Annotated in this window: 1 protein-coding gene; it reads left to right on the plus strand. The window is 73.7% G+C overall.

Going from position 1 to position 266, the window contains the following annotated elements; all coding sequences use genetic code 11:
* A partial coding sequence (locus L9G74_RS20885) for a cobaltochelatase subunit CobN (RefSeq protein WP_238898675.1) occupies positions 1-266 on the plus strand: 266 nt, incomplete at both ends.

The raw sequence follows: 266 nt of genomic DNA on the forward strand, positions 1-266 counted from the left end.
GCCTGGACGCGAAAGAGGCGGCGCGGCGCGCCGGCTACCGGGTGTTCGGCTCCAAGCCGGGCGCCTACGGAGCCGGGTTGCAGGCGCTGATCGACACGCGCGGCTGGGACAGCGAAGCGGATCTGGCGCGCGCCTATCTCGCCTGGGGCGGCTACGCCTACGGCGCCGGCGCCGCCGGGGTGCCGGCCCAGGACCTCTTCGAGTCGCGCCTGCGAGGCGTCGAGGTGGTGGTCCACAACCAGGACAACCGCGAGCACGACCTCTTG

This window comes from Shewanella electrica, from assembly GCF_022321485.1.
Taxonomy (GTDB): Bacteria; Pseudomonadota; Gammaproteobacteria; order Enterobacterales; family Shewanellaceae; genus Shewanella; species Shewanella electrica.